The sequence below is a fragment of the Caballeronia cordobensis genome, assembly GCF_001544575.2.
GTDB lineage: Bacteria > Pseudomonadota > Gammaproteobacteria > Burkholderiales > Burkholderiaceae > Caballeronia > Caballeronia cordobensis.
This window is the reverse complement of the sequence record NZ_FCNY02000009.1, coordinates 367,893-374,845: the sequence shown is the minus strand read 5'-3', so window position 1 is coordinate 374,845 and position 6,953 is coordinate 367,893. Positions and strand designations below refer to the sequence as shown.

4 protein-coding genes and 1 pseudogene are annotated in these 6,953 nt (G+C 60.3%); 3 read left to right on the top strand and 2 right to left on the bottom strand.

Annotated features, from left to right (window positions below; translation table 11 throughout):
• Window positions 1-148 precede the first annotated feature (148 nt).
• Both AWB70_RS19925 and AWB70_RS19920 read left to right on the top strand, forming a co-directional pair.
• Window positions 149-1,687: an IS3 family transposase gene (locus AWB70_RS19925; RefSeq protein ID WP_060854125.1), complete on the top strand. Its 1,539-nt coding sequence runs from the start codon at window positions 149-151 to the stop codon at window positions 1,685-1,687.
• Between the two features lie 140 nt (window positions 1,688-1,827).
• A pseudogene (locus tag AWB70_RS19920) lies at window positions 1,828-1,998 on the top strand (ISNCY family transposase); the annotation flags it as partial.
• Between the two features lies 1 nt (window position 1,999).
• On the opposite strand, the gene AWB70_RS19915 reads toward AWB70_RS19920, so the two are convergent.
• Together AWB70_RS19915 and murJ are read right to left on the bottom strand one after the other, a co-directional pair.
• On the bottom strand, window positions 2,000-3,136 hold the full coding sequence (locus tag AWB70_RS19915; RefSeq protein WP_041731687.1) for a branched-chain amino acid ABC transporter substrate-binding protein: 1,137 nt from the start codon (window positions 3,134-3,136) through the stop codon (window positions 2,000-2,002).
• Between the two features lie 189 nt (window positions 3,137-3,325).
• Window positions 3,326-4,702: a murein biosynthesis integral membrane protein MurJ gene (gene murJ / locus AWB70_RS19910; RefSeq protein ID WP_053569438.1), complete on the bottom strand. Its 1,377-nt coding sequence runs from the start codon at window positions 4,700-4,702 to the stop codon at window positions 3,326-3,328.
• A 340-nt stretch (window positions 4,703-5,042) separates the two neighbouring features.
• Between murJ and AWB70_RS19905 the strand changes: the two genes are divergently transcribed.
• Complete coding sequence (locus AWB70_RS19905) at window positions 5,043-6,938, top strand: FAD-binding monooxygenase (RefSeq protein WP_053569439.1); 1,896 nt, start codon at window positions 5,043-5,045, stop codon at window positions 6,936-6,938.
• Window positions 6,939-6,953 lie beyond the last annotated feature (15 nt).

Genomic DNA, 6,953 nt, shown 5'->3' with positions numbered 1-6,953 from the left:
TGTGAGAACCAAACACAGAACAAGTACGACATCTGTATTTAGCTGCCGCTACGACATTTCAATCTGGCCGTGACATTGTATGTAGGTCCTAGATTCAAATGTCGCGTTTGGGGGGCGGCGGAATTCTTGGACTATCAGGAGCTAGTCCATGTATTCGTACGAAGACCGCATCCGAGCAGTGAAGCTCTACTTGAGGCTTGGAAAGCGCCTTACCGCAACGGTTCGTCAATTAGGCTATCCCACAACGAAATCTCTCGAACGTTGGTATCACGCGTACGAGCGGTGCCTGGATTTGCCGAGGGAACGCATTTGCTTGAGGCCGCGCTACTCGGCAGAACAAAAAAAGGCGGCCACGGACCACTACATGAGCCACGGCCAGTGTCTGGCAGCAACAACAAAGGCCTTGGGATATCCGGGACGTGGGACGCTCGTCTCCTGGCTCGACGAATTGCATCCTGACCGAAAGAAACGCGCTCTCGGGAAGACTTCAGGTAGTCGTTACGCGCCAGAGTTCAGACAGACAGCGGTCATCGATCTGTGCATTCGACGGGAAAGCGCCGAGGCAATTGCCAAAAAGATTGGCGTGAGCCGCCCAACGCTGTACAACTGGAGAAATCGGTTACTCGGTCAGGAGGCTGTTTCAATCATGACACTCCGCAACGATGCGCCACAGACCTCCGAGCAGACGACGCTGGAGCAGCAGGTCGAATCACTCCGGCGAGACATCCGGAAGCTCCAGATCGAACACGACATCCTGAAGAAGGCCAATGAAATATTAAAAAAAGGCCTGGGCGTCGACCCGCAACTCCTGACGAATCGGGAGAAGACGGAGCTGGTTGATGCCCTGAAACAGGCTTACACGCTGCCGGAGCTTCTTGCTGAATTGGGGCTCGCCCGTAGCTCCTACTTCTATCACCGGGCGCGGATACAGACTGCCGACAAGTATGCTGGTGTACGCCTTGCCATTGCAGATATCTTTGAACTGAATCACTGCTGCTACGGATATCGCAGGGTGCGTGCGGCACTTGGCAGGCAGAAAGTCTTCATCTCGGAGAAGGTCGTTCGGCGCTTGATGAAGCAGGAACATCTAAGCGCGGCCACGACGGGGCGACGTCGATACGGCTCCTACGCTGGAGAAATTGGTCCCGCTCCAGATAACCTTATCAACCGGGACTTCCGGGCCGCAGCACCGAATGAAAAGTGGCTCACAGACATCACAGAGTTCCAGATTCCTGCCGGCAAAGTCTATCTGTCGCCGATCATTGACTGCTTCGATGGACTCGTGATCAGTTGGTCGATCGGTACGCGACCAGACGCCGAGCTTGTGAACACGATGCTCGATGCTGCGGTCGAAACAATGAGCAATAGCAACACCCGGCCTGTGGTTCATTCAGATCGCGGTGCGCATTATCGCTGGCCTGGATGGCTTGCCCGAATACGTGAGGCCAATCTGATTCGTTCAATGTCGCGCAAGGGCTGCTCGCCCGATAATGCGGCGTGCGAAGGCTTCTTTGGACGGCTGAAGACGGAACTGTTTTACTCTCGGGACTGGCAGGCCATCAGCACCGACCAATTCATTGAGGTCGTTGACTCGTACATTCGCTGGTACAACGAGAAACGGATCAAGATCTCGCTTGGCGCACTCAGTCCGATTGAATACCGGGAGAGTCTCGGGCTGACGACATAACCCAGTCCAAGAATTCCGCCGCACCCCCAATCCCGACATTTGAACTTAGCAGCAACATTGTATTGTAGTAGCTAAGTTCAAATGTCCGCTTTGATGGCACGTAAGCTGACCGTTCGCGGGTTCGCGGCACGTAGGCTTCGATGGCGAGCACTGGACAGATCACCATGACCATGTGCGAACTCGATCGATTCAAGGTCATTCAGGACGTCGTGGACGGACGGCTCAAGCCGTGGTGGCATGCCGCCGAGCGGCTGGCGCTCACCACGGGGCAAATTCGGCGGTTGGTGGCGCGTTTTCGTGAGGACGGACCGACTACTTCTCCGCCCCAATCGTCGTAACCGGCTGCCACTTCATCCCCTTCACCTGATAAAGCGTCGACGTCGGGCTATTCAGGTCTCCGTATTTATCAAACGAAATATGCCCGGTAATACCGTTATATTGCATCTTCCGCAGCGTCTCCATGAACGTCGCGGGTTTGACGGAGTTGGCCTGCTTCATCGCCGTGATGGCAAGCCACGCGCAGTCGTAAGCGAACGGCGCGTAAGTCAGCGTTTCCGCGCCAAAGCGCTTCTTGAATTTTTCCGCGAACGCGCGCCCTTCCGGCAATGACTCGACAGGCCGGCCATACTCCCATGCCATCGCACCTTCGGCCGCATTGCCCGCCGAACTGATGAACACGCTGTCGGCAATTCCGCCGCTTCCCACGAACTGCGCCCGGATGCCCAGTTGCTTCATGCGCTTGACGATCAGGCCCGCCTGGCCATCGAGGCCGCCGAAATACAGCAGGTCCGCGTTGGCGGCCTTTATGTTCGTCAATTGCGCATTGAACTCGACGGCCTTGTCGGTGGTGTATTCCTCGGCGACGACCTGGCCGCCCGCCGCTTGCACCGCCTTCTTGAATTCCTCGACCGCGCCTTGTCCAAAAGCCGTCCGGTCGTCCATCACCGCGATTCGCTTCGCTTTCGTGACTTTCACGGCATACGTGCCCGCGTTGCCCGAGTTCTGCGTGTCGGTCGCGATGATGCGGAACACGTTGTTCAAGCCTTGGCGTGTGATCGCCGGATTCGTCGCCGCCGGGTCGATCAACGGAATGCCCGCGCGCGCGAAGATCGGCGCCGAAGGCAGCGCCACGCCGGAGTTGTAGTAGCCGACCACGGCCACGACGCCATCGTCGACGAGCTTCTGCGCCACTTGAACGCCGATGCGCGGATCGCCCTGATCATCGACGGATGCGAGTTCGAATTTGACCGGCTGCCCGCCGATAGTGAGGCGTTGCGCATTCGCCTCCTCCACGGCAAGACGCACGCCGTTTTCGATGTCCTTGCCGTTGGCCGCGCCCAGGCCGGTGAGCGGCGCCGAAACCCCAATGTGAACGGTTTGCTGGGCGCTGGCCGCCGCCGTCACAAGACAAAGCGCCGAAGCCGCGAGGAAGGAAAGGAGCACTTTCATGTCGCACACCCGTTCAGAGGAATGTTATTGGCTGACGCCGGCATCATGATGCCGGCACGAGGTTAGGCATCTGCTGAACATTGGTCGCAAGGCTCGCGATTCGGCCCACTATATCGTCAATTCCGCGGATAAAAAATAGGTGTCGATGTTCTCCCGTTCGCATCGCCTCACTGAATTAGCCGCCTACTTTCAATCGGCCGGGCCGCGCCGGCCTGTATCCGTCGCGAGCGGAATGTATCGCGTTCCGAAGACATAGCAAGCGAGCACGCTCGCCGCGCCGACGCCGGTAGCGAGAAGCACGCCTTGCGCGCCATAGAGCCGGGCCAGCACGACGTTGCCTAGAATCTTGACGCCAAAGCCCAGAACGGAGATGACGGAAATGGTCCGGTAGCGCGTCTCGCTCGCGAACAACTGGACCAGCACGCACATGCCGAAATAAAACGGCACCTGCACGAGCCCGAAGCGGAACAGGTTCGTTACCGCGATGGTGTCCTCCGCCGTGAAAGCGCCCTTCTGAAACAGCAGCCTGATGACATACGGCGCGAGCGCGTACGCAATGCCCGCGCCGACGACGCCGACTGTCAACATGATCCCCGACCATTTCAGCGCGGTGTTGCGCGCGCGGGCGTGGTCGCCCTGAAACAGGATCTCCGAGAGAATCGGCAAGGTCGCGCGGCTGATCGCGAGCGCGCCCATGCTGAGCAGCAACGACAGCAGCCGGTTCGCATAGCCGAGCGTGGCGATGGCGCCGTCGCCCTGCTGCGCCATGAAGTATTGATCCACCGGCAGCCACAGGCCCGCGGCGACCGAGCCGATCATGAGCGTGCCCATCGAGCGAACGGTGTTCGGCCATTGGCGCGCACGCGTCGACAGGCGCGGCGCGGCGGCCAAAGCATCGGCACGCCGCGCCAGGATTCTCAGCCACAGGCTCTGAATCACGAAGCCGATCGACGTGCCCAGCACGAGCGGCATGATCGAATCGTTATCGCGCGCGGCCAAGACGAAGACCAGCAAACCGATGGCCGGCACGCATTCGAGCAAGGTATTGATGTGCCGTCCCGATGCCTGCAGCCGCGACGACGAAATGCAGATCGTGAAGCTCAGCACGCCGGCGGGCGCCATGCCGATGATCATCCGCCCGACCGTTTCGCGGGTCGTGTCGGCAAGATTCTTTGCGACGAGTTCGGCCATGTACGGCCAGAAGAGAAACAGCAGCAGACACGATGCAAACCCGATGACGAGCCCCATGCCTTCCAGTTCGCCGAGAAATCCGTTCTGCTGGGACTTGTCCTTCCTTAATGCGACGAGCGCCGGAACGAGCAGCACGCTCAACTGGTTCGTGATCATCGTCGGAAGCCAGGTGACGAGCGTCAGTGCAAGCTGATAGGCATCGACGACTCCGCTGATCCCGTAGCGATAAGCGATCGCCATTTCCTTCGATGCGCCTATGCATTTTCCGGCGAGAACGAAAACAAGCAGCACGACCGCGCTTCGTGCAATCCGTTTGTGGTCCTGATGAACGCCCCGTAAGCGCCGTCTTACCGATTCGACCGCCAGGGTCAACATGTTGTGCCTCCGACACTGAAGCTTTTCGCCGAAAAGAATCGACGCCGGAAGGCGTCTGTTTATTGTTGGACGACTCGGAAGCCAGCGGCGTGGCCAGCCCACGCTTTACTCCCCGAAAGCGATAAAGGCAGCCGCTGCGACAAGCTTTTTATCACACGGACTGGCCGCAGTCTGTAACGCATTCTTACGCTCCCTTACCTCATTTGATACGACAAAGACCGCGTTCTTATCGACCAAAACTAGGGGTAAACATCAGGCGCGCCGGAAAATCTTGGAAATGGTTGGTGTACGGAGTATATTTCTCATCACACTGACGCGCATCGAATGGAGGAAAGACACCATGCAGTTTCATCTCAATGGCTTTCGGGTCGGCGATCCGACGATCGAACCCGCTGCCGACGGCGCGCCCCGCACGGAAATGCCCGACACGGTGGACGTGCTCATCGTCGGGAGCGGCCCCGCCGGGCTCGTGCTCGCGGCGCAGCTCTCGCAGTTTCCAGGCATCGACCTGCGTATCGTCGAACGCCGCGCGGGACCGCTGCAGATGGGACAGGCGGACGGCGTCGCGTGCCGCACCGTCGAAATGTTCAATGCGTTCGGCCTCAGCGACCGCCTGATGCGCGAAGCCTATTGGGTGAACGAGACCGTGTTCTGGCGTCCCGATGCGCAGGATCGCGGCGCAATCAAACGTACCGGACGTGTTCAGGATACCGAAACAGGTATGTCGGAGTTTCCACATGTGATCGTCAATCAGGCGCGCGTGCAGGACTATCTGCTCGATGTCATGCGCCGTTCCGCGCACCGTCTGGAACCGGACTACGATCTCGAAGTCATCGACGTGCAGCGCGACGATGCCGGCGATTATCCCGTGCGCGTCACGATGCGCCGCACCGACGCCGCGCGGCTCGACGAGCAGGTGACCGTGCGCGCGCGCTATGTCGTGGGTTGCGACGGCGCGCGCAGCCGCGTGCGCACCGCTATCGGGCAAACGCTGCGTGGCGATGCCGCGAACCACGCGTGGGGCGTCATGGATGCGCTCGCCGTGACCGACTTCCCCGACATTCGGCTGAAGGCGGCGATACAGTCCGCGAGCAAAGGCAATCTGCTCATCATTCCGCGCGAAGGCGGCTATCTCGTGCGCTTCTATGTCGATCTGGGCGAGGTCTCGCCCGACAATCGCGACGGCATCAAGCAGACGTCGGTCGATCACATCATCGAGACGGCGCAGCGCATCCTGCATCCCTACTCGCTCGATGTGAAGGAAGTCGCGTGGTTCTCGGTCTACGAAGTGGGACAGCGTCTGAGCGACCGTTTCGACGACGCCCTCGCGGCCGATGGAACGTCGCGCGAGCCGCGCGTGTTCATCGCCGGCGACGCCTGTCATACGCATAGCGCTAAAGCCGGCCAGGGCATGAACGTGTCGATGCAGGACGGCTTCAATCTCGGCTGGAAACTCGGCGCGGTATTGCAGGGACGCAGCGGCGCCGACTTGTTGCGCACCTATTCCGACGAGCGCCAGCCGATCGCGCAGGAGTTGATCGACTTCGACAAGGAATGGTCCGCGATGATGGCCGCGCCGCCGAAGGACCCGAACCGGCCCGAAGCAGGCGGCGTCGATCCGGCCGAGCTTCAGGCGTACTTCGTGCGCGCGGGCCGCTATACGGCGGGCGTCGCGACGCACTATCGGCCGGCGGTGCTCACGGGCGAATCGACGCATCAGCCGCTGGCGAAGGGCTTTACGATCGGCACGCGCTTTCATTCGTCGCCCGTCGTGCGCCTGGCCGATGCCAAACCGATGCATCTCGGCCACGCCGCGCGCGCCGATGGCCGCTGGCGTCTGTATGCATTCGCGGATGCAAAGCGCAGTGCGCTTCATGCGTGGTGCGAACATCTCGCCACGTCGCCCGATTCCGTCTTGCAGCGCTTTACGCCGAAAGACGCCGACATCGACAGCGTGCTCGACGTGCGTGCGGTGCTCCAGCAGCCTCATCGCGAAGTGCGGCTCGAAGAACTCCCCGCGCTGCTGCTGCCGCGCAAGGGACGTCACGGTCTCGTCGACTACGAGAAGGCATTTACGAGCGACGCGGCGACTGATATCTTCGACGAGCGTGGCATCGACCGCGAACGGGGCGTGCTCGTCGTGGTCCGTCCGGATCAGTATGTCGCGCACGTTCTGCCACTCGATGCCTACGAGGAACTGGCCGCCTTCTTCCGGCCCATCTTCCGCGCGCACTGACCTACAACGACTCCG

What these genes read in the sequence shown, in the direction of transcription:
- AWB70_RS19925 (WP_060854125.1), top strand. Translation starts at nt 149, where the DNA reads ATGTATTCGTACGAAGACCGCATCCGAGCAGTGAAGCTCTACTTGAGG.
- AWB70_RS19915 (WP_041731687.1), bottom strand. Translation starts at nt 3,136, where the DNA reads ATGAAAGTGCTCCTTTCCTTCCTCGCGGCTTCGGCGCTTTGTCTTGTG.
- murJ (WP_053569438.1), bottom strand. Translation starts at nt 4,702, where the DNA reads ATGTTGACCCTGGCGGTCGAATCGGTAAGACGGCGCTTACGGGGCGTT.
- AWB70_RS19905 (WP_053569439.1), top strand. Translation starts at nt 5,043, where the DNA reads ATGCAGTTTCATCTCAATGGCTTTCGGGTCGGCGATCCGACGATCGAA.